Below are 21,957 nucleotides of genomic sequence, written 5' to 3'. Positions count from 1 at the left end.
CGCGGATCGGAAATAGGGTCTAACCCCGCTGCCTTTGGAGGCAACGGGATTGAACGTGTTGTTATGTCGGCCTTAATTGTCACAGAGGGTCCGTCAACCGCCCGGAATTTTCGTGACCATGCGGACCGACGTCGTCAGCTCTTCGAGCTGCAACCAAGGACGCAGATACGCGACCGCGGAATAAGCCCCCGGTTTGCCCGGCTGTTCGATGACTTCGATCGTGCTTTCAGCAAGCGGCGTTTTCGACCGCTCTGCATTTCCCATCGCACCAGCGTTTGTGTACTGGTCAATCCAAGATTGCAGATCAGACTTGATGTCCGATGCTTCAAGGTTCGAGCCAAGCATGTCACGACCCATAACCTTGAGGTAGTGAGCGATCCGGCTCGATGCCATGATATAGGGCAGTCGCGCCGAAATCGCGGCATTCGACGTGGCGTCCGGGTCGACATAGGTTTTCGGACGTTGCGCAGTCTGGCTGCCAATGAACACTGCATGGCTGGTATTCTTGTAGTGCACCAAGGGCAAGAACCCGAGATCCGACAGCTCTTTTTCGCGTTCGTCGGTCAGGTTCACCTCGGCCGGGCAAGCCTGCTGCACATCGCCAGCATCCGACTTGAAGGTCAGGTTGGGCAGTTGATCAACCTTGCCGCCATTCTCAAGACCACGGATTGCGGTACACCAGCCAAACGCCGTGAACGCCTCGTTCATCTTCAGCGTCATGTCATATGCCGCGTTCGACCAGACCAATTCACCATTGTTCTTGGGCCGCTGATTGCCATCGGCATCAGTGTCCAATTCATGGAAGTCAAAGGTCTTTGCCGAACCGCCATTGGCCCCGTAAGGCAAACGGGCAAGCGTAGCAGGAAGGGTCAAAGTGACATAACGAGACTCGTCACTGTCACGGAACCCATTCCACGCTGCATAGCTTGGAGAATCGAAACCGGCAGCCACGGGGCGGCCTTCGGCAAAGCTCTCAAAGCTCTTGTATTCGAACATCTCTGGCCCAGCAGCAGCCACGAACGGCGCATGACACGCAGCCGCAGTTTCGGCCAGGTAGGTCATCAGCGCGACGTCTTCATCTCCGTAACCGAAGAAATAGTCACCCATCAGCATGCCGTAAGGCTCACCGCCGGCTGTGCCGAATTCGTCCTGGTACAGCGCTTCGAAAAGCGGGCTGCGGTCAACCGCAGGCGCATCTTCGAACTGCTCCAAAAGCTCTTCCTTGTTATAGTCCACAAGCTTGATCTTTTGCTGTGGGCCAAGCTCGGAATTTCGGATGACCTTTTGAACACCACGCCATGAGCCTTCCAACGTCTGGAATTTCTCGTTCTGCATGATTGCCGACATCTGCTTGGACATCAGCCGGTCAATTTCAGCCACTGCCTTGCGGATCGTGACACCAACGTTCTGGTCCCAGACAATCGATCCTTCCATCGCCTGAGCTGTCAGAACCGAAAGAAGCTCTTTGGTTTGATCGACAGGTGTCTGAACCGTGGCCTCAAGCGCCCTGTCCAGAAGGCTGATCTTTTCGTTAGTTTCTGCGGCTGGTACAGCGCCGCCGCTTGCTTCAGTTTCGGCCACGCTTACTCTCCCGCTTTTTCTGAGCTGACACCGAGTTCTTCACCAAGCGCCTTAACCATTTCTGCGTCTTGCAGAATTTCTTTGAGCACCTTTTCCAGATCGCGCGAGCGATCGGCTTTGGCGACAAGTGTCATCAGTTTTTCCCGTGTCTTGGCGAGGTTGCGAAGAGGTTCGACCTTGTCGACAATCGCGTCGGGCTCAAAATCCTTCATGGATTTGAAGTCGAGCTCGACCTGGAATTCCGATCCATCATTCTGGACCTTATTCTCAACGGTGTAGCTCAGTGTTGGGCCAACGCGGGCCATCACATCGTTGAAATTGTCCTTGTCGACCGAATAGAACGTGCGGTCTTCAAGCGCCTCTTTGTCTTCTCGGTCGCCCGAATAGCCGCCGATCATGCCAACCACGAAGGGCAGCTCTTTCTGTTGGACAGAGCCCCCGTCTTCAACATCAAACGTGATGCTGACCCGGTTCTTGCTGACACGCTTTTGCTGTGCGTTTAGTGCCATGCTGAATTCTCCTTGGGTTTATTTCTTCGCTTCGGCATTGCCCGAAACGAGCTCGCCAGTTTTGAGGTCGAACTTGACAGTATCGCCCTTGGTCACGGCACCAGCTTCATCTTCAACGTAGTAAGTGATGGATACGGTCGTGAACGAAATGCTCATGTGGTTGGAACCGGGAGCCACGTCATAGCTGGCAAGACGGCCTTGCTCGACAGTAACGATCTTGACCGGAACCAAGCCTTTGCCATCGTTTTTTTGCTTGGTCTCAAGCAATTCGAATGTCTTGCCCTTGTCGCCCGGCGCAAAAAACAGCGTTGAAAGAACGGCAGAGGCGTTGTCGGCTCCACGCGATACAGACAGGTCAGAAATTGCGGGAACGCCGACTTCCGCATCGCCTGCGGAGCCAACGGCAACGTACACAGAGCGGGAAAAGCCCAGCGAATAACTATCGATCGGGAAGAAGCCTTTTTTTCCAGCGATTTCCTTGATCGTCGCCATTCCGGGAAAGGAATCGATCCCGTCAACGCGCATAAACAGTCCGGCCATATTAAGTACCTTCTTTCATTTCTTGATTGGAGTTGTGGGCAAGTTGGTGTGTCACCATTGGAAATCATCCACTGGCAGTTCTGGTTCGCTCTCGTCCGCCACCGAGGTGTCGGACACCGATCCAAGATCGCTCGCTACGATTTCGGGAACCGGTGTTTGCGCCTGCGGGAGAACCGGGCGGGGTGCGGCGGCGACAGGTGCTGCAACCGGTGCGCTTGGCACCGGCAACGCAGAGGCAAAGTCGGGCAACGTGGGGTGCACGACACCCCCCGCAGCCCCTGCCCCGCGTTTGCCGAACGTGTCCGAGAAACCCTGACTTTCAAGGCCCGTCATCAAAGCCATCTGCGCCATACCGACGCTCCCGTCCGTCAGTATCTCACGGTAAAGCTCACCTGCGCTCAGGTTGCCCCAGCGCACAGCACGATCCAGCAAAAGACAAATCGGGGAATGGGGTTCGGTCGTGCGAAAGTATGTCGCGAGCCGCGCAATCGCCAGGAGCGCATCTTTCCGGTTTGTTACATTGGCGGTTGGATCAAACCCAACTCCCGCCGCGGCACCCCGTGCTGCTTGGGGTGCCGCACGTTGTAGATCACCGTCTTGCTCTGTGATTGTCTCGATCTCTGCCTCGGCCTCTGCTTCGGCGTCATCAACACCGGGCCATGGAAAGCCAAACCCCTCAACAAGCCGTTTAACCGACGCCAACACATCCGTGGCAAGGCGTCGCCCATAGCCAATTAGGGGTGGTGTCTGTCCGTGCTGTCCTGCGTACTGCTTGAGCTTTGTTTCCAACCGTTCGAACTGACGTGTGATCTCTTGAAGAGACTCGATCTTCTGTGTCAACTCTTCGGATTCGGAGTCTAGAGCTGCGCTCGCTTCTGCGCGCAGCGCATCCAGGGTGCCGTTCTTTTCCGCCAGAATATAGGTGCCATATGTCACGTCACCGATCAGCCGCAGCGCATTCATAGGAGCCGCTAACAAACCGCTGCCTTCAACCTCGCCCACCAATTGCACGAATGGCCGCAAGCGAAGTTCCGCGATTTCAGCAGCGCGTGCGTCGTCGGTGTCACCCTTCAGCTTTTCCGGTGGCGGAACCGGCTGAAGATCTGTGATGTTCTCGTCAACCAGATCAGTGAGCAGCGTCAGGGCTTCAGCGCATTTTTGAAGGGGCCGGGCACCATGCAACTGTGCCGCCACAAACCATGTCAGGATTTCAAGGTCTTTGGACGTCTGGGTCAGGCAGGTTTCACATTGCTCGGACAGCGCAGCCCACGCAGCAGCATTGGCCGCACCCAGTTCTCGGTCAAGCAACGATTCCGGCGTTTCCGAAAAACTGCGCCAAGATGCCTGGGCCGCGTTGAACGCGTTGCGTAAACCCCGGTAGATGGGTTTTTCCCCCTTGAGGAAAATACCCCATGGCGCGTCTCCCGAAATGGGCGCTTTCAGCGTTTCCATATCTGGTCCCAAAGGCTCTTGGCCCAGAGCTTGCGCTGGGTCATCGCACAACCTCCGCAACACCGATAAGGGACAACGGCGGATACAGACCCAGTTGCTGGGCTGACGCCATGTTCAAGATCACGGAATACCGGTTAAGCGCCTTGATGGGCAAAGCCTGGGGGTCTTGTGCCTCCAGCAAAATATCCGCCGCTTGCCGGGCGGCCAAACGGCCTACATTGGCATAGCTCGTGCCAATCGCCATAAGCGCGCCGCCCTCTTGAACCATCTGGGTATAGGCCGTGAACACCGGCAAACCCAAAGCTGTCGCAGCGGCAACAAACGCGTCTTGATGTTCTAGGTTGTAAGAACTTGACCCGACATAAATCGCCTGCGCACCTTTGTTCTTGAGCGCCGACATCGCTACGGGAATCTGCTCCAGCGGCACATCCCCTTCGGCATCAGGCTGGTACAAATGTTCTACCAAAGTGAAGCCAAACTCCTCAGAGATACCCCGCAGTTTCTCGGTGTTGAGTGTGGAATTAAGCTCTCCCGGATGGTTCAGAACGCCCAACCGATCTGGCCGGAAGTATTCAAACATCAGCCGCAATTGCACGTCTTCGGGAACACGATTGCGCACACCCGACACATGCTCCCGGCCACTGGAGTCAAAGCTTTCCACAAGATCGGACCCAACAGGATCAGCAACAATCATGAACAGCGCCGGAATATCGCCCAAGGCAGACCCAGTGCCAAACGCATCGAGGGTTCCAAGGATCGCCCGAGACACCGTCGTACCCCATGTCACCACCAGATCTGGTTTCTCGGCAATCAGACTTGCCTGAACGTCTGGCAGCTTGTCCTTGTCGCGCGCCACATCCGTAACAACGACTGAGACTGGCAAATCTCGATCCTCAAAATAGCGGATGAACCCTCGACACGCCTCTTCGCACCCGCGCCAAACAACCATGTGAACACGGCTTGCCTCAACGGTCGCTTCCTGCGCACGTGCTGTGCTGCCAAGCGGCACCATTACGGCGCAAAGAGCCACCACTGCCAATTTGGCAAACATACGCTCACGCATGGCTGGCTCCCCTGTTTTGCTTGAGAGACAGCCCTGCCATAACCAACCCAAGAAAGGTGACTGTCAGACCGATAATCGCCGCAACTTCGCCAAAATCCAGCTTGACCAAGAGCGCCGCTACAACCACCGGCCCGATAACCGATCCAATGCGTTCACTGGTCCGCAACAGGCTAAGCGCGCCCGTTCGCGTGATGTCCGGGCTTTGTTCTGCGGCATCCATAGCCGCAACAATCAGCGGAGCTTTCAAAAAGGCATGAACGATCCCAAGTGCTGCAACCGCCATCAAAACAGCCGCTACTGAGGCGCTTTGGTACAGCCCCAAAAGCACGATCCCCGACAGCACCGTGGCTCCAATCACCATCCAAAGGTTTTTACCCAATCGGTCAGCAAAGCCAGACGCCAAAGGGCTGATCGGAATGATGATCAATGAATAAAGCATCATGATGCGTCCAATCTCGGACTGGGTCGCATCAAGGCTCGCAAGGTAGATTGGGACAAAAAGATACAGAAAGCCGGTCAAGATCACCTTAGCTGGGATCGCACAAAACAGCACGATCAAGACAAACTGCGTGTTGCGCATCAAAACCGCCAGAGGACTGCGGCTCGTGCCAGCAGGCACTTTTTTGACTTCGGGCGCAGGCAGGTCTGTGCTCAGCATCGACCAGCCCAAAAGCCCGGCCAGCAGCGAAAACACAGTGGCGACAAGGAACACAGGTTTGTAGCCCAGCCAGTCCGCCAAGATCGCGCCGACAGCAGTGCCACACATTGTCGCTGTCATTAAAACACCAACAAATATGGCCATTCCCCGCGCCCGGTTTTCCGCCACCACAACAGCGGCGATATAGCTTTGGCAGCTGATGGTGATAACGGCATACCCGATTGCCGTCATGGACCGTCCAATCAGAATGTCATTGGCGTTCGTGGCAAAAAAGCAGATCAGGTACCCGGCGATCGCGGGCAACAAGCCCGCCATGAACAAGGGCTTGTTACCAAACTGGTCCACAAGCCGACCGGCAAACGGCGTGAACACGGCAATCACGAACATGAAGGCTGAAATCGGAAGGCCCATCATGATGTCGCGCGCGAACAAATCGCTTTCGGTGTGAAACTCGGCCACGAAAAGCGGCAAAAAGGACTTTTGCAATTCTTCCGCAAACGAGAACACGAAAAGCGGGATGCGCGCGTCCATGATAGACGCCCCACTGCGCTTGTCCGTGAGGTATAGCCCGCGTTTTTCGCCGAAGGCCGCGGCAGAGGCCCGGCGTGCGCCATCGCCCAAATCTTGCAACGCGGCAGTCAGCGCATCGCGTAGGCGCGCGTTCTTTTGGTTCAGCGTTTGAATGAATTGGGCAATGCGGCGTGATCCACGCGCCACTTGATATTGGCTCAACATCCCTGCTGCACGTCGATTGATAGCCGATTCCGCAAGGCGGAAAGGTTCGGTCAGCTGCGAAGCAGACATGACCACCACGACTTCCAAAGCCACAAGAGACACGGCAATTAGAATAACCAACGTATCAAAAAACACCGAAGTCATTTTGCCGTTGAGATACGACTCGTCGATGGTCGCCTCAACGCGCGCCAACACTTCGCCATTTCGGGACACGTCCACTGATACGACACCCAGACCACCCGTGCGCCCCAAAAGTGTCGCTGTCACCTCACCGATCCCCTCGATCAGGGTCGCGGCGAATGTGCCATCCGTTGGGATGTCTTGCGCGTCGATCCGTGACGCCCCCAACGACCGCTCTGCATTGCCGGAAACAGCAACCATACGCATTGCCTTGATCTCGGGATGTGCAACGATCAGGTCGTTGATGTGATCGTCCAGACCCCGGATTTCGCCAAAAGGAATGCCGATTTCCATCGCATATTCGATGTCTTGCTGCACCGCGATGGCAACAGCCTCGGCCTTGTCTTCAAGAAATGGACGAAGGCCTGAATTGAACTCAGACACGGTAACGATCAGGCTCAACGTTGCGGCCAAAATCATTGCAAAAGACGTGCTTAGAAACAGTCGCCGCGAGAAGCCTTGGATCAATGAAACTGGTTGCAAGGCGCTCATGCGGAAGCGTCCTTCTGATCGGAAGTTTGTGTGCTCAGAAGCTCATCAAATTCGGCTACGGCAGCGGCATAGGTCACGTTCCCAGCAGCAATAGCGGCCCAAAGCGCTTCGGCATCAGGTGACTGATCATTCTGCGGGTCAACACCCCCAAGCGCGTCGGGTGCAAGCGCGGCATAGGCGTGACGGACAGACGCGAACTGAAAGATGATGAACGGAATGATCAGCGCCGAAATGGACGCAAAGATAACCAGATAGGCATTGGTCATTCGGCGAAACGTCACACGGGCCTGTTCGATGAATGACGCGGTTTGTGTGGTCAAAATGACCGCTCCCATCACCGCGTCGCTGCTGTCGTACAACAGACGCCCTGTGTAAAGCCGTTCTCCGACATCAAGCCGGGTGATCCGATCACCGCTACCAAGAACACGGCGTAGCACCTGTTCACGCTCTGATTGCGGCACCTCTTCGGCACCAGATGTCAGGATGGCCACGCCAATTGGTGAGACGATCAAAATCTGTGCAACCGACGGATCACGCGCGCGCTCACGGTCGATCAGATCTTGCAGACCCGACATCTCGTCTATCGAAAAGCCAAGCGAGTCCGCGCGAACTATGGCTGCCTCAATCGCACCAGCGGAAATCTGCAAGCGCGACGAAGTTGCCTCGGCGACGAGCGCACGAAGCTTCAGATGGTTCAACGAACTTTGAAGCAGCAGCATTGCGCCAATGACGCACAATATTGAAAAGATGATTTTCGCGTAGATTTCTTTGAAGACGACCCAGCCAGTAAGGGGCACCGTGTTGCTTTCAGTTTCCATTCGCATTTGCCGCCCGGCGAGACGTATCTCGCTCGATGCTTCGCACTCCAAAGATCACTGTGTTATCCCATCATGTGTCACGGGAGCCGCGCCTGCACACAACAACGCCTTGGAATATATAAGTAATTCTTTAGTTTATCATCCGTGTCTTTAGTGTAATGCAAAAAGTAATTGTGGCGTTTGTGAACGCGGTTCAAGTCAATCCAAACACCCAGAAAGCCATAAATTAACACGGAAAAACGTAATTTGTCAGATCACCAAAATCAAAACGACACACCAAAAATCTTAGCCTCACCCGCAAAGAACCGTTGGACAGCCCAGAACAATAGTGCCGCCATGGGCACATTGATCCCCCATTCGTGCGAGTGGGATTTTTGAAACGAGCACAGTTGCGCTTCCTTTCATCACCGTGTCAGGAGGGCCAACGCAGATGGCCAAACTCCCCAAACCCGCCGCTGGCAGTTTTCCAATCAGCACAGTCGGGGCAGCAGGCACGGAAATAATGCCACCCACATGCGGCACCAAAACGGTCAACATTGGGCAAACATGCATATCAGTTATACGGGACGCAGGGGGACCTGCCATGATCGTAGCTCCTAGGTCAGGACGCCTGGCCAGCCGCCTCGCGCCACGTCCATGCCCCGGTCATAAGCAACTTTAGTCGCCGCAGCATAGGTTTTCTCGGTATCTCCGGCCAATAAGGAAATCGCCCCCAAAAGCCCGCTGGCATATAATCCTGCAGGAGGCAAAACCACAGGTCCATCCACAGGTCCAATGCTGCCTGATCCATTCCAAGCCACTGCTTTGCACAACCAGCCAACAGGATCTTTGTTATCGCGCCCTTCGCCAGCCTGCATCAATAAGATCCGCGTGCTTTCTTGCGGATCACGGACCCAATCCGCAATTTTCCGATGCACTTCCTGATCCTCTGGAGGCATCTCGACCAATATATCTTCTTGTACTGCCAGCGCCCAACACACCCCCTCACGAGGAGGCATGCCGTGGGCAAGAAACAACACAAGATCAACGAAAAATCCCATCTTCACTAGCGTTGCAAGCACCTGCTCGGGCGTCATGTCCGCAGTCACCAACAGCGCAGCATCCTCTGTCAAAGCGAACCGCTCAAACACTGGGGCACTGGTTTCATAGGGAATTTTTCTAAGCATCAGTGGTCATCAATTTATCATGCAGATCCCGCCCTGCATCGTTAAGGTGCCAGTGCCCTTGACGTCACAAATCGGTCCTTGCGCGCTCAACATAGAGCTCGCTTTCAAATCCACAGTAAGGCCTTGAACGGCTGCCGTGGTCTTGGCCTTCACGTTCACATTCATGCCGTCGACCGTCGCCGTCCCGCTCGATTTCAGATCAGCTTTAGAACTGCCCTCAGCTTTGAAGGTCGATGTGGAAATCGTAATCGCCGACGGTGTCATCTCGATCGTTGACCCCCCAACCTTCAAAGTGAGTTTGCTGGACGCTTCCAGTGTGATGGTTTTTGCGGTCACCTTGTCATCGGTTTCAATCTCGGCGGTCCGGGTCTTGGCGGACGCCTCGATCGTGTTGACGACCGTGGTCACAAAATCCTTTTTTACATCAAGAGTGCAGGTCTCGCCAATCGTGGTGGTTTCGAATTTTTTGATGTCTCGCACCACGTCATTGTTAACAATCAGATTGTAATCCCGCGCGGCGCGCACCGCGATCAGCTCATGATCTTTTTTATCATCGAATTCCCATTCATTCGGCTCGCCCTCAAGCTGACTGCGAATGCCCGACCGAGTTGTGTTCTTTTCGATGAATGGCGGTTTATTTTTGGCATTGTAGATTTGTCCAGTGATGATCGGCGCATCTGGATCACCATGCAGGAACGACACCAAAACCTCGTGGCCGACACGCGGTATGAACTGCGCACCATACCCTTTGCCCGCATAGGGTTCGGACACCCGAAGCCACACGGTGTTATTACCTTCCTTATCCCAGAAAAAGCGCACATGCACACGGCCTTCGGCATCGCAGGACGGCATCCCCGCCTTATCCCCATCTCCACCGATCACAATGGCATTGTGTACGCCTGCGATCATCGGCTTCGGCAAACGCGCAGGCACTGCCTTGTGGCTTGTCGGAATGGCATCAAACGAACAGACAAGGGCATTGCCGCGCACCGGACGATACCGCATGCCAACGATTACATAGTCCCCCGCAATCTCATCATGGCCCGAGGACGCGACATTGATGGTCTGCCCAAGATACATGCCCGGATGCTCGCATGACCCCGAAAGGCCAAATTCATCGCGGCGCGCTGCGTCGGATGCAACACTCAGCTCTGTGCCCGTCACTGTGCCAGCCGGCACGGTCATTGGGCGAAACTCAAGGAGTTCGGGCGTTTCCGATAGTTTCACGTCAAGCTGAACTGTGCCTGATGCGACGGCTTTGTCAGCCTTGTCCGGATCATAGGTCAGCAATTCGACCTTACTGGGCCGCGCGCGGTGGCGCAGCGTCAGGATATGCGCTTCCATACGCTCGACATCCGACAACTCAGCATCGGTAAGAAGAATGTCTTTTACGTCACTTGGGAAAGGCTTTTGGGTATCATGTAAAACAAGTTTGTCCGCAGAAGATCCGTCATTGAAGTAAAAAGTCAGGCCCTCTTCAGCGAGGATACGGCGCACGAAATCCAGATCATTCTCATTGTACTGGATCACAAGATCACGTTTCACCGTTGGCTTGCTACCAGACACCGTCAGCTTTTTGAGGTTATTTCGCTCAAGCACAACCTGAAGAATATCAAGCGCTGTCTTCTTTTCGTAGACAGCATTGCTCACACTTAGCCCAAGCACAGCCATCGGCGGGCGAATAACAAGGTCAAGGACCGGTGATCCGTTTTCGGACACAGTGCGTTCAACCGACATGACCAGCCCGGCAAAGGCCCGAGGCTTGGCATCTGCATAAACCTCCTTGGTCAGGGCGATGGTACACGGCTTGCCAAGAAGTGCCGTCATCTTCGACGCCTGATCTAGGATCGTCACCTTGTAGGTTGGGACATCGGACAAGACCTCTTCAAAGTCATAGCTTTGAACATCATAGTCAGTGTTTCCGTCAACGGTCAGCGTGACGAGTATCGAATTCTGATCAGGCATCTGCATCCTCGTTGCACGCCAATTGGCGTGGGTAACCTTGGGACGTTACTGTCTCAAAACACCGCATAGGAGAGAGTAAGTTCCATTTTGCGTCCAAGAAATAGTCCTGAACCGGCGCATAGGTCACTCAATCAGAACGAGCTTCCACAAATCTGCCGATCCTTTGCCCAAAAGCCCATTTCGCTCGGCATGCAGAATCTTCTGACGCGAATGCAGTGGAAGCTGAAAGCGCCGGACTTCCAGTTTCTGATCAGTCTGCATTTTACTCGAAGACCAGGATTCACTCCCAAGCTTCACCTTGCTGGATTTTGCACTCTCGCTGAACTTCATAATTCCGTCCCAATGATCCGAAAGTGCCAGATCACTTTGGCCAAAAACGACAAGGCTTATCTTTGGGAAGATCTTGCAAAGGATGTCAGCGATATCAGTCGCCGTAACGGGGTTCAAAAACTCCTCACCGATGACGATCACCGGATCGGAACCGCCCTCACCGATTTTGAGCGAACGCAGAAACGACGTCATTTCCCCGTGCACCTTGCGCGTGATGGGCAAGTGCTTCAGCTCAAAAATTTCCGACACCGATCCAAATCTCTGAAAAGCACTTTTGAACTTCTTACGCCAAAGTCCAATCTCGGTGATCGGCACTTCCGACCCAAGGCTTTTTGCCAAATACGCCGTTGCCGCAATCGCTGTGTCCACCTTTGCATCAAGAAGGATCACCAATGTCAGGTCAAATTCACGCTCCACCGCCGCACATGGCGCTTTCGTTTGTTGATTCGAACTGTCCCAATCTACATGGTTCAGTTCACGATTTGACAAAACGTTTCTGTCAGGCTCGCCTTTTTCCCACGTCTCCAGCTTTTGATCCATCTGGGTGATTTTCGAGGTCGCACTTATAGGTTGGCGCGTCAGTATCGGTACATTAAGCGCAGCAGAGCTCTGCGTATGGGATACATCAGCCGAAATATTCTGCGGCTCAGCTATCTGGTGGCGCGGATGAACACGACGTTTTACTGCGTTTCGGTTTTTTGCGGAAATTTCGGCACGGTCGGGCCCAGTAAACCGGGGCAACCCAACTACAAAACTGACGTCGATATCGTCAACAAGCTGATTGTTGTCCCAATATTCCCGGTAATTGCAGTGTACCGAATACCGAAATCCCAATCCCGGCAATGCAAAAAACAACCGACCAATGGTCAAATCAGCACGTCGCAACGCCGCGATGACTGTATCGAGAATGTCGTATTTGATGTCGACGGTAACGATCTCCTTACTGAACAAGTCGCGTATCTTGATCTGAGTGGTGTCCTTGGCTTTGAAAACAGTCCATCCTGAAATCACTCGTTTTTCAGTATCGGAACACTCGGCACGATCAATTGGGAAATCAAAAATGACATCCACCATTTGATACGCGGGCAATCTATCCGACACCGCATCCAAAGCTTCTGTTAAACTGTCGGGATTGCAACGCACCGTCAGGTTGTTCTGGAACACTTCAGTGCGGACACGATCACATGTTGAGACAAAATCCTGCCCCACCTTAATCGCCACATCGCCGATGCGGATGTCTTGATGAAGGATCTTCGTCATTCGAGTACGGTCCACGCTTCCTAGATGCCGGAGTCCAGATATTCCGCAAAAATCAGCCCGCAACTGGACTGGATCACAGCTGAACGCTCATCAAACAGTGACGAACAACAGCCCCATAGCATCCGACTCTCACACCTAAAAAACTGACGCTTCTTTCAGTCGCTTCTGGACAGACGTGAACCAGTTTTGCAAATCCGTGATCCCAGACAAGACGCTCCAGAAGTCGACAGTCAACGCATGAGGAACGTCGCCCTCATCCATATCCATCACCTCTTTGATCGACCGGTAGCTCTGCTCCATCGGAACCCAAAGCTCCGATGTACACCGCGGAAGCTCGATGAATTCAAGCTCAACGCCCTTGGCCGCACTTGCCAAACGGGTGCGAATATCCAACCCGTCAAACGCACCACCCTGCTCGTTAAGGATGACGAATATCTTGTTTACTGGCAGGCTGGTTTGCGCACTAAATCGGTTGACCAGATCACCCATGTCATCAATCGAACGTTGCTCGGATTTGCAAACAAGAAAAATATCAATCGGCGGTGCAGCCCGTGATCCAAGAAGTTTTGGCGCCTGTCGAATTTCGCCCCAGTTCAAGACCTGGTCGATAACATTGGCACCCATATCGATGATATGCCCGCCATTCAAAAGCAGCGGCCCAAGGGAATCCCAATACCGGATATTCGCGCTTAGGTCATTCGCGTCTTTGGCCAAAGCCACGGTAGGCCCTGTACCCAACTCCCGGACAGTTCCGGGAAAAAGACGGCCAAGCTTGGACGAACCTGTATCATCGATGAAATCTGCTGCTGCCAGACTTACATTCTCGTCGCGTGCACGCAAAGCAGCGTAGACGGTCTGAGCAGCGGTCGTTTTCCCCTGGCCACCCGCATGGGAGCAAAAAATCCGGGTCCTCATTATGCGATCCTCACGTAAAATATTATATCGGCACTAGGAACCCTGCGAACGACCCAACTGAACGCGCGCAAGGCTTTCTTACGATTTATCAGACCGGAGATGATGAACACTGGATACTTATCGCAAATGAAGTATCCTTAGATATGCACCGCAGCTGCGTCCAACCGCTAACGAAAGATAGCATTTAACCAATAATGCACCGCCCTGTTGGCATCGGGAAAATTCATTTCTGTCATACATTTGCAAAAAATAAGGCAGATATCTGTGAAACCAATCCTTCCCAAAGCCAGTGTCACGATTGAGGCAAAATCCTTGCCCAAGACAATTTCGCTAAATACCCCACTGACATTGCAGCTTGAAGAATACGGGCCTGTCTCGGTTCATATGAAAAAGACATCGCGGTTTCGGATCTTCCGGAACAACAACGCGTCCATCCGTCTTGGCATCTTGGACATCTCAGAAAAACATCCGTTAAAGATCGCTTTGGCGAGACACGTAAAACTTCGCGTGCGCGTGGTCGAACTTGTCCCCAAACATCTCAGTGCGCATGGCAAAGATCATCTGTTCGTTTCGGTCTGGGCCGATCCAGACGATATGGCAGACACTCAACCAGCACCTGTGATTTTCTCAAAAAGCCGGATCAACGATCCCGTTTAGGCACGAGTCCAAAAACCGGAATACAGCCCGACCAAATTTCTTGTCATCATAAATGAAAAGGGGCGCCAAAGCGCCCCCGATCTTTTCTTTCAAAGATGTCTTTAGAAGACAAAGTTGAAGTCAGCGTCCGACAGATTAGCACCTAGAATAAGGATCTCGCCAGAGAACCCTGTTGACGTGATGTAGGTATCACCCTCATCGAATGCGATGGTGAGGTCTTCCAATCCGGACACGGCATCAAAGTTGCTGAAGTCCAGACGGTCGCCATTCCCACCGTTGCTGACGGTGAAGCCACCAATTTCTACACTTATGCCATCTACAGTAATTGCACCGATATCATCTCCAACGAAGGAGAAGATCTCACGTACGTCTACTTGTTCATACTCATCACCGTTGTAGGCAAAAGAACCATCGCCGATGAGGACTTGCAAGCTGGATTCAAGGTGATTGTCATCATAAAGATCGAAATCTACGAAACCTGACATCTGACTCAGATCAAGCGTTGTGAGACCTGTAGTGCTTTCATCGACCTGGTAGTAGAACTCGGTGGCTGTGTCGCCAGACACATTAATTGTTTCAAGGCTTTCTACACTACCACCTTGGGGACCATCGAAAACTTGAAGCTTATCGCCAGCAATATTGACTGTCAGGGTTTCAAGTGCGTCGGCGAACAGGTCACCAAGATAGACAGACTCGCCATCCTCAACGGTGAAAGTCAGGTCCACAAGCTCCTCTGCATCAATGTTGATACCCTCATCGAAACTCCCCATGTCTTCGCCAGACACGGTGAGATCGAGGGTCTCAAAGCCATCCAGAACGATAAGACCATATGTTGCCCCGCTCTCATCACCATCAAAAACACCGCCAGAGAACGTGATCGAATCGAAATCGGCGTCGCCGGTGATCTCCACACCAAACCATGGGCCTTCAATCGAGTCGTTACCGGTCAGATCGACAGTGAAATCCAGTTCGAGGGCGGTGAAGTCGGTTCCGCTCAGATCGAAGTCGGCACCGACGTTTTCGATATAGCCACCAGCCACAACAAGTGTTTCAAAGTTGCTGACATTAGTGAGATCAAAGCTGAGATCATCGTCTTCGAATTCATAATCATCAATGGTCACCACCAATACGTCATCACCGTCGCCACCGTCGAGAATGGTATCGTTTGACGCGATCAAGTTGCCATTGTTTGGGTTCTTGTCACTGTTAGCATTGGTCAGCGTTCTTTCGTCCACGCCGATTACATCATCGCCAGAGCCGCTTACAACGCTTGTCACGCCAGTCGTCTCAGGATTTCCTCCGTTACCACTGATATTAAGTGTCAAATCGCCCGCAAAGCCGCTCGCGTCGACGGTCATGACTTCATCAAAAGTGTTGTCGCCGTCAACGAGAAACAATTCACCCGAACCACTAATCGTGATGTTTTCTACATTGGGCCCACTTCCATTATAAAGAAGTTCGAGGTTGTTCACGCCGGTTGCTGTAATCGAGAGGTCCTTGATGAATTCCTCCCCACCGGCGATATCAAGCAGGGCTGATGCAGTTTTGGTGCCAACACCTTCAAGGACAAGAGCCTGAGTGTGGTCGTCCTCAAACGCACCATCGGCATAACCGACGTAGAACGCCGTGCCTTTATCGACATTCTTCATACCGATGGTGACGCCGTTTTGTACTTCCGATACGTCAAGGTCGGAAGACGACCCATTGTTCCAGAGCTGCTGAACACTGTCCGCGTTGTTCAGGTCGATGGACGCTTCAATGGAACCAGTTGTTTGATTGATGCCACCGTCACGCGCTTCGAGGAACAGATTTTCAACACTTGTCAGGACCGGCGCTTCGCTATCGAGCTCAAGCGCCGCATACAGCGAGTCAATTCCAGAACCTCCGTCGATCACGTCATACTGTTCCAAAGTCTGTACAAAAGAATCAGTGGTTACATTATAGCTGAGCGGTGCGGTGAACACATCCACCCCAGTTGTTCCGTCAAGTTCATCAACGCCGATCGTCAGGGCAAAGTCGTCGCCCGGAACCGCTGCGATCACAGCTGCGGCTGCGGCTTCGACGCCGGCTTCGGCAACGACCAACGCGGCCTCTGCTTCGGCCACTGCCGCAATAGCGGCTGCAAACGCTGCGGCTGCATCGGCATCGTCTTCGGTCTCGTCGGTTTCGGCTGCCGCCAAACGTGCGTCACGTGCGGCTTCAGTTGCTGCAAACGCGGCTGCAACAGCGGCTTCTGCCGCCGATTTCACGACTGCTGCTGCTTCCACAAACTCTGCTGCACCGGCTTGGGTCGTTGCCTTGGCTTCGGCTGCATCCGCCTTGTCCTGGAACAACGCCGCATCCGCCAGCTTTTCGGCTGCTGTATCTGCCAGCATCGATGCTTTGATCAGGGCGATGGTCGACGACACCAAATCCATGCTGTCTGCGGAATCGTCAACAACGTTGATCGCCGCGCGCGCGCTTGCCTGTGCAGCCGCATCGTTCTCATACGATGTCGCTTCGGTCAGGCCAGCCGCTTCAAGCGCGTTTGTCCATGTCACAGCCGCATTGATCTTGTTCTGGATCGTGGTCAGGTCGTTGCCAGCCGCAGTGTTCTGCGCGCCACCGATGATCTGGAGGATGATTTCGCCAACCGTGATGTCGTTGATCCCGTTGATCGAATCCTGAAGAACTTCGCTCCAGAATTCCAGACCATCAGCATCGGGTGCGCGGTTGAACAGATTCTGGTACACGTCCGTGATGAACGCTTCGGCACCGCCGGGTGTCGGCGTGACAAAGAACGGATGGTTCTCTTGGGTTTCATCCTGATCCGCGAAGAATGTTGCAATGTCCGAAAGGTCAAGCGCCGGGTTCGCAAACGCGTCTTCCCAGAATGCGTTGCCAAACGGATCAGCCGCGCGCTCGTAGTAGCCAATGTAGATTGCTGCGATTGCCTGCTGCGGCGTCAGCGTGTTTAGATCAAAAGCCATTTTTCTTCCTTTTTTGGATATAGCGCCCGCATGTGCGAAGCTATTGAAGTCATGATCCGAGTTCAGACAAGCGGACCGTTGGCCGACGTAGATATCGTTTAACGTCAATCAATTCGATCCTGCCCGACTGTTTGCGGTCTATTTGGCCAAAGGACTTTCATCAACAGAAATTGTACAGTGAATTAAATACCTGTTGTAAAAAATCTAAACAATTGTTTTGAAACGATTATTTATTATAATTGGGTGATCATAATTCACGTAATTCACGATCTTTATTGTTTTGTGTTTCGCTTTTGTTTTTATAGCTTATCTTTAGTTTTGCAATGTCCAAAAGAGATGCGCTGAGAAAGCGACTCAACAAACCGAAATACGATTCAAGGAACCAAGAATGCGCGCGTGAAGACCCAATATCTCCAATTGCGATCTTTCAGACATCCGAAGCTTGCTTCGATACCCTGAGATGCGTGCCCTCCGAAAAGCTCTTGTCGTGCCTGCACGCACCAAGAAGCCAGCCAAAGATCGCACCGCGCTAGCGGACAACGACCAATCGCGCGCCAACAGGGGCGCGCCTAAGGCCGCAAAATTATCCTGAGGTTGATAAAGAAACGCCGTCAGGGGGCAGCATGGGTCGCGCCCAGTGCCCCCTACCTTGCGTTCAGAACTGTAGACGCATCTGGGCCGTGATGCCCCAGCTGTCCACGCTTTCACCCGTCCGCGCATCCAATCGCACAGCGGCGTTGAACTGACGGGCATTGCCCACCTGCCCCGGATTGAGAATGCGCACATAGTTGATGCCCGCACTCAGTTCGCCATACGAACCAAGGTTAGACAGATCGAACGGGTTGCGGCTTTCACCATTGACCAGCGTCGCTTGCTGCGAGTCAGAGAAGTCGTTGTAATAAGTCGCCGTGCCGAAATAGCTCAGCAATCCCATATTGTCCGGGCGAATGGTCGTCTTGGCCAAGGTGCCGCTGACAAACCCAAGCTTGGAGGTCTTCTCCTCAAGCTCAAGCGTACCGTCCTCGCCAAGGTCAATATCATCCGTATCGGACTGCGACACCTGGAACCCGGCCAGCGAGATAAAGCTGAAATCGCCAACCTCGTTCAACGGCCAGGAATACCCAACCGATCCCGACAAAGTCTGGCTGTGGTTCTGGTACTTTTCGTCTGTCAGGTTGATGCCAAACGATTCCCTGCCCGCAGCGGCAGTGTTCGTGGATTCAAAATCGGTGACCTCATAGCGCAGCTGAACATCGCCAAACAACCGGCCCCGCGCCGCCGTCAGATACGCGCCCGCGTATTTCTGGCTGATATCCGTGTCCGTGACCGAGTTCAGGGTATCCGTCGCATTGCCGGTGGCATCAATCGCAAAGACGTTGTTCGTGCTCTCGCCCTTGTTGTAACCAACGATCCCGCCAAACGCGAGATCCCAGCCATTATAAACACCGCCAAAGCAGGCAAGGTCGCCACCAAACTGCACACCCGCATAGCTAAGCTCAACCGGTGCGGTCGATGTCAGATCCGAAACGGTATCGGTGAATTCGCCTTCGGCATCCGCGCGTCCTCCCGTCGCCCGCGCCCAAGACCCGACACCGCATTTGTTATCACCCGGATCAACCGCAAGGTCCGCCACATAGGGGCTTGTCGGACGGTTGATGATCGTGCCCACCACGTTCTCCGTCAGACCAACCGTCGCCGCAAGGCTCGCGATACCCGTATTCACACGGCTCTGAAGCAGGATTGAATCGACGCCATTATCCGCGAGGAAATAATCAATCTCGCGGATATCCTCAAACCCTTGCAGATTGCCCAAAGACAGGCCCGCATTCGTCTCGTAGCTCAGGACTTCGACACCCGAAAGACGCCGCGCGTCCCCCTGAACATCGAATTGGAACGTCGGCGTGCCGGAAACCTCACCGTCGACAATGATCCGGTCCGTGGTCGCAGTTTGCGCCTCCAGATCTGCATCAAAATCAAGCTGGTAGTTCAACGTCCCGTTCAGAACCGCATCGCCCCCGATCCGCAGTGTTGTATCTGTCGCACGGGTGGGCCCATCAGCAAGGTTGATCGTGCCACCAGCCAGATCAAGCGTCCCGCCAATCTCGGCCGACGCGCCACGCACATTTATCCTGCCACCGGTGACATCGCCACCAAAGCTACCTGCCAAAAGGTTCAGCGTCCCGGCGCTGTTGTTTAGCCCATTTGCCGCCGAAAGGGCCGATCCGCTCTGGAGCGTCAGCGTCCCGGCGTTGATCATTGCAGCCGGTCCGGTCAGTTGGGCCGCCTCGCCCGTCACTGTAACCACACCCCCCGCGCGGTTGGTCACCAGCCCCGACACAGAGCCATTCAGCGCTACATTGCCGCCACTTTCATTTGTCAGCGCCGCAGCAAGCGTGCTGTCTTCGGCAATTCCAAAGGTGGCCGCGTTCTGGTTCACAACCTCCAGCGCCGTCAGCGTGCCTGTCATGACATCGAAGGTACCAAAGTTGTTGACCGTCTGCGCAACGGTCGTGTCACCCGTGACCACGGCTTCCCCAAGCGCGGTATTCGCCAGACGTCCAATCTGGCCACCCTCGATGATCAAAGCGCCGTTGTTGGTGATCCGTTCGACATCGCTTGTGCCAACCAGCGTCATCTCGGCATCGATCCGGTTGGCCACAAAGCCCGAAACCGTGCCCGCAATGGCCACCTGACCACCCGTCGCATTCTCAAGCGTGACCACATTGATATCTGCACCGGTCGTGGCAAGCTCTGCACCCGCCGCAATATTCAGCGCGCCACCGGCTTGGTTCAGGAAACTTGCATAGGTGAACGTCCCCGCCGTGGCATTGAACGTACCTGCGTTCGTCACGGTGGTGTCCACCGCGCCACCCGCTGTCACATCAACAATGCCTGTCGCCGTGTTGATCAGTCGGTCCAAAGACCCCCCCTGAAAATCAACCTGCGCTGCGTTCGATACGGCCCCCGCATCAACAAGCGCCGCATTCACCACAAGAACCGACGCGCCTTCATTGCTTAGCAATTCGTAATTAAGCACACCCCCACCGACGTTTTCGGGATCGAACGTGGTGTCGAGAAGCGTCAGAATGTTAAACGCCGCCGTACCCCCGGCGGCAATCGTGAAATTGCCCCCATTGACCAGGCGCAGATCACCGCCATTTTCGATCGTGGCAGTTCCGCTAAGGCTGTAGACGCCGCCATTCACCTCGATCGTGTTGCCGCCAGCATCAAGCGCGCCTGTCTGGTTTATGGTCGCATTGGTGACCAGCGTGCCAGACAGAGTCAGATCTCCGGTCAGGTCGATATCCGCGTTGTTCGTGATATCGCCGTCCAGAACAATCGACCCGTCCAGATCATTGCTGCCATTGAACGCGCTGGCTGAATTGATCACGATGTTGCCGGCAGTGACGGTCAGGGTGTTTGTCGTATCGCCCGCCGCGTCGGTTGCAAGGTTGCTGCCCGTGTTGATTTCGAATGCACCGTCAACAGTCAGCGTCTCGGCCCCCGCCGCCGTCGCATTGACAACGCCGTTGTTTGAAAAGTCGCCTCCAACCGCCTGCGCGCCTGTGATCACGGCAGTGGCATTGTTCGTCACATCATTGAGCGTCCCGCCACCCAATTCCAATGTACCATCATTGACCGTGTCGCCAGACACGGTACCGCCGGTGATCCGGAATGTCCCGCTGGTGTTTGCCACCGAAGCAACGGTCCCGCCGTTCACCTCAACCGTGCCGCCATCATTGGCAACCACGCCAACAGCGCCGGTATCAACCGTCAGGCTGCCCGCGGACAGCGACGTTGTGTCTGTCAACGTACCGCCGCTGACAACAACATCCCCGCCAGCAATGGTGGTCGTGCCAGTAACAACGCCATTTGCGCCGACATCACTTGTGCCAGTCGTTGCGGTCAACGAATCCACCGTGCTCAGGATTGACACCGTCCCGGTGCCCTCCATCGTTACCGCGCCATCGACACCGCCTGAAAGGGTCAGGTCCCCTGCCCCGTCCACAGTTGCGTCGGTGCCAATCTGAACCGCAATCTCGGCGGCATCGCCCGCGGTGGTGACCGCAATATCGCGGCCGACATTCAGCTGCCCCGCGCCTTCGATTGTGACCCCATCTGTGTCAAACGTGATGTCGCGCACGTTCACTTCGGTATCCACGGTGACAGCATAAGGCGAGGTATCCGCACTCGGACCGAACACCGCATCATCGCCCGCTACAAATCTCTGGTTGTCCAGGGCACCGCGTTGCCACAGGTTAGAAATTCCGCTTTCAACCCAGATGCCATCTCCCCCCAAAGGCGCGTTCGGGGCCCCATTCCCGGCATCCCAATCGCGGGTCGACTGGGCCGCAAGGGGCGTAGCCAACAAAGAGACAAGGATTGTGGTGCTAAGCGCATGCGAGCGGAGGCGCGTGCAACGGGTTTTTTGAAAACGGTTCACTCGGGCAAACATCTGAATCTTCCTAAAATATGAAAGCTTTGTTGCCATACCTAATCATGGGGCAAGCAGGCTGGTAAACCAAACACTGGAAAAACTGCCTGAATTCCCCCTTTGGTGTGACACACGCGGCACTCAAAAGAGTTCATAATATCTCTTTATTGAATATTTTATGCCAGCACCCACAAGATGCGCGTCCACCAGACGAATCAGTTCTGATTCTGGA

At 54.2% G+C, this 21,957-nt stretch carries 15 protein-coding genes; 1 reads left to right on the top strand and 14 read right to left on the bottom strand.

Annotated features, from left to right (window positions below; translation table 11 throughout):
* Positions 1 to 93 precede the first annotated feature (93 nt).
* The 12 genes from tssC to ACSHXH_RS06135 all read right to left on the bottom strand — a co-directional run bounded on the left by tssC (position 94) and on the right by ACSHXH_RS06135 (position 13,664).
* Entirely contained in the window at positions 94 to 1,581 is a 1,488-nt protein-coding gene (tssC, locus tag ACSHXH_RS06190; RefSeq protein WP_435670901.1) for a type VI secretion system contractile sheath large subunit, read from the bottom strand.
* A gap of 2 nt (positions 1,582 to 1,583) precedes the next feature.
* Entirely contained in the window at positions 1,584 to 2,090 is a 507-nt protein-coding gene (gene tssB, locus ACSHXH_RS06185) for a type VI secretion system contractile sheath small subunit (protein ID WP_435670900.1), read from the bottom strand.
* Positions 2,091 to 2,108: 18 nt separating this feature from the next.
* On the bottom strand, positions 2,109 to 2,630 hold the full coding sequence (locus tag ACSHXH_RS06180) for a type VI secretion system tube protein Hcp (RefSeq protein WP_435670899.1): 522 nt from the start codon (positions 2,628 to 2,630) through the stop codon (positions 2,109 to 2,111).
* Positions 2,631 to 2,681: 51 nt separating this feature from the next.
* Positions 2,682 to 4,082: an ImpA family type VI secretion system protein gene (locus ACSHXH_RS06175; protein WP_435670898.1), complete on the bottom strand. Its 1,401-nt coding sequence runs from the start codon at positions 4,080 to 4,082 to the stop codon at positions 2,682 to 2,684.
* A gap of 40 nt (positions 4,083 to 4,122) precedes the next feature.
* Entirely contained in the window at positions 4,123 to 5,145 is a 1,023-nt protein-coding gene (locus tag ACSHXH_RS06170) for an ABC transporter substrate-binding protein (protein ID WP_435670897.1), read from the bottom strand.
* Positions 5,138 to 7,210 (bottom strand): MFS transporter, encoded by a 2,073-nt coding sequence (locus ACSHXH_RS06165; RefSeq protein WP_435670896.1) that lies wholly within the window; start codon positions 7,208 to 7,210, stop codon positions 5,138 to 5,140. The genes ACSHXH_RS06170 and ACSHXH_RS06165 overlap by 8 nt, the downstream gene beginning before the upstream one ends.
* Complete coding sequence (locus tag ACSHXH_RS06160; protein WP_435670895.1) at positions 7,207 to 7,929, bottom strand: hypothetical protein; 723 nt, start codon at positions 7,927 to 7,929, stop codon at positions 7,207 to 7,209. The genes ACSHXH_RS06165 and ACSHXH_RS06160 overlap by 4 nt, the downstream gene beginning before the upstream one ends.
* Before the next feature lie 390 nt (positions 7,930 to 8,319).
* Complete coding sequence (locus ACSHXH_RS06155; RefSeq protein ID WP_435670894.1) at positions 8,320 to 8,565, bottom strand: PAAR domain-containing protein; 246 nt, start codon at positions 8,563 to 8,565, stop codon at positions 8,320 to 8,322.
* 59 nt (positions 8,566 to 8,624) lie between these two features.
* Positions 8,625 to 9,194, bottom strand: coding sequence for a DUF6931 family protein (locus ACSHXH_RS06150; RefSeq protein ID WP_435670893.1), 570 nt, complete (start codon positions 9,192 to 9,194; stop codon positions 8,625 to 8,627).
* Positions 9,195 to 9,203: 9 nt separating this feature from the next.
* Entirely contained in the window at positions 9,204 to 11,159 is a 1,956-nt protein-coding gene (locus ACSHXH_RS06145) for a type VI secretion system Vgr family protein (protein WP_435670892.1), read from the bottom strand.
* Between the two features lie 123 nt (positions 11,160 to 11,282).
* Positions 11,283 to 12,749 carry a hypothetical protein gene (locus ACSHXH_RS06140; RefSeq protein WP_435670891.1) on the bottom strand — a complete coding sequence of 489 codons (1,467 nt, stop codon included), beginning with the start codon at positions 12,747 to 12,749 and terminating at the stop codon, positions 11,283 to 11,285.
* A 135-nt stretch (positions 12,750 to 12,884) separates the two neighbouring features.
* Positions 12,885 to 13,664 (bottom strand): hypothetical protein, encoded by a 780-nt coding sequence (locus tag ACSHXH_RS06135; protein WP_435670890.1) that lies wholly within the window; start codon positions 13,662 to 13,664, stop codon positions 12,885 to 12,887.
* Positions 13,665 to 14,012: 348 nt separating this feature from the next.
* On the opposite strand from ACSHXH_RS06135, the gene ACSHXH_RS06130 reads away from it, so the two are divergent.
* Positions 14,013 to 14,321: a hypothetical protein gene (locus tag ACSHXH_RS06130; protein WP_435670889.1), complete on the top strand. Its 309-nt coding sequence runs from the start codon at positions 14,013 to 14,015 to the stop codon at positions 14,319 to 14,321.
* A gap of 101 nt (positions 14,322 to 14,422) precedes the next feature.
* On the opposite strand, the gene ACSHXH_RS06125 is transcribed toward ACSHXH_RS06130, so the two are convergent.
* Positions 14,423 to 17,290, bottom strand: coding sequence for a DUF4214 domain-containing protein (locus ACSHXH_RS06125; RefSeq protein ID WP_435670888.1), 2,868 nt, complete (start codon positions 17,288 to 17,290; stop codon positions 14,423 to 14,425).
* A 655-nt stretch (positions 17,291 to 17,945) separates the two neighbouring features.
* Positions 17,946 to 21,659, bottom strand: a complete 3,714-nt coding sequence (locus ACSHXH_RS06120; RefSeq protein WP_435670887.1) for a beta strand repeat-containing protein — start codon at positions 21,657 to 21,659, stop codon at positions 17,946 to 17,948.
* Positions 21,660 to 21,957 lie beyond the last annotated feature (298 nt).

This window comes from Marivita sp., assembly GCF_051251565.1.
GTDB lineage: Bacteria > Pseudomonadota > Alphaproteobacteria > Rhodobacterales > Rhodobacteraceae > Marivita.
The sequence above is the reverse complement of the archived record's forward strand: the minus strand, read 5'-3'. Positions and strand labels throughout refer to the sequence as shown.

Excerpts from the sequence above, each read along its gene's own strand:
- tssB (WP_435670900.1), bottom strand. The coding sequence starts at position 2,090 with ATGGCACTAAACGCACAGCAAAAGCGTGTCAGCAAGAACCGGGTCAGC.
- ACSHXH_RS06180 (WP_435670899.1), bottom strand. The coding sequence starts at position 2,630 with ATGGCCGGACTGTTTATGCGCGTTGACGGGATCGATTCCTTTCCCGGA.
- ACSHXH_RS06175 (WP_435670898.1), bottom strand. The coding sequence starts at position 4,082 with ATGGAAACGCTGAAAGCGCCCATTTCGGGAGACGCGCCATGGGGTATT.
- ACSHXH_RS06170 (WP_435670897.1), bottom strand. The coding sequence starts at position 5,145 with ATGCGTGAGCGTATGTTTGCCAAATTGGCAGTGGTGGCTCTTTGCGCC.
- ACSHXH_RS06165 (WP_435670896.1), bottom strand. The coding sequence starts at position 7,210 with ATGAGCGCCTTGCAACCAGTTTCATTGATCCAAGGCTTCTCGCGGCGA.
- ACSHXH_RS06160 (WP_435670895.1), bottom strand. The coding sequence starts at position 7,929 with ATGCTGCTGCTTCAAAGTTCGTTGAACCATCTGAAGCTTCGTGCGCTC.
- ACSHXH_RS06155 (WP_435670894.1), bottom strand. The coding sequence starts at position 8,565 with ATGTTGACCGTTTTGGTGCCGCATGTGGGTGGCATTATTTCCGTGCCT.
- ACSHXH_RS06150 (WP_435670893.1), bottom strand. The coding sequence starts at position 9,194 with ATGCTTAGAAAAATTCCCTATGAAACCAGTGCCCCAGTGTTTGAGCGG.
- ACSHXH_RS06145 (WP_435670892.1), bottom strand. The coding sequence starts at position 11,159 with ATGCCTGATCAGAATTCGATACTCGTCACGCTGACCGTTGACGGAAAC.
- ACSHXH_RS06140 (WP_435670891.1), bottom strand. The coding sequence starts at position 12,749 with ATGACGAAGATCCTTCATCAAGACATCCGCATCGGCGATGTGGCGATT.
- ACSHXH_RS06135 (WP_435670890.1), bottom strand. The coding sequence starts at position 13,664 with ATGAGGACCCGGATTTTTTGCTCCCATGCGGGTGGCCAGGGGAAAACG.
- ACSHXH_RS06125 (WP_435670888.1), bottom strand. The coding sequence starts at position 17,290 with ATGGCTTTTGATCTAAACACGCTGACGCCGCAGCAGGCAATCGCAGCA.